This is a genomic window from Sphingomonas sp. CCH9-E2 (assembly GCF_001557215.1).
GTDB lineage: Bacteria > Pseudomonadota > Alphaproteobacteria > Sphingomonadales > Sphingomonadaceae > Sphingomonas.
In genome coordinates, this window is the sequence record NZ_LSJM01000121.1 from 1 (window position 1) to 541 (window position 541).

General features: G+C 68.4%; 1 protein-coding gene. It reads right to left on the reverse strand.

What is annotated here, in order from left to right; genetic code table 11:
* On the reverse strand, positions 1–541 hold a 541-nt coding region (locus AX681_RS06515), incomplete at both ends, for a C13 family peptidase (protein WP_231734879.1).

Genomic DNA, 541 nt, shown 5'->3' on the forward strand with positions numbered 1-541 from the left:
CCACCGGCGGGGTCGCGACCTTGGGCATGCGCGCCTCGAGCGGCTTCAGCCATGCCTGCACCTCGACCCCGATGCTCTGCTGCGGCAGCGACGGCTTGAGCCTGCCGCGCGTCTCCCACGCCGCGATTTCGGCAATGGCAGCATTCACGGCGGTCTCCAGCGGCTGCGGCTTGCGCAGCGCGCGATTGACCAGCGCGTCGCCGAAAAAGGTCCAGTCATTCTCCGCCGCACAGCCGAAGGACGACCGGTCCGACGCTGCCGCACTGACCACCGCGCTTTGCGGCCCGGACAGCGGCGGGACGAACACGCCCGAATAACAGGCGCTGATGATCAGCAGCCGCCGCTCGATCCCGTGCGCACGCAGCAGTGCGGCGAGGCGGCGGGGCGAGATCGCGCCGAACCCTTCATTGCCGTCATTATACACCACGCCGAACGGCGCGCCGTGGCTGGTGGTGTAGAGGACCAGCACATCCTCCTGCTCGTCCATCACCTCCGCAATACGGGCGAGTGCGGCTTCGAAATTGGCGGGTGACCCCATGGG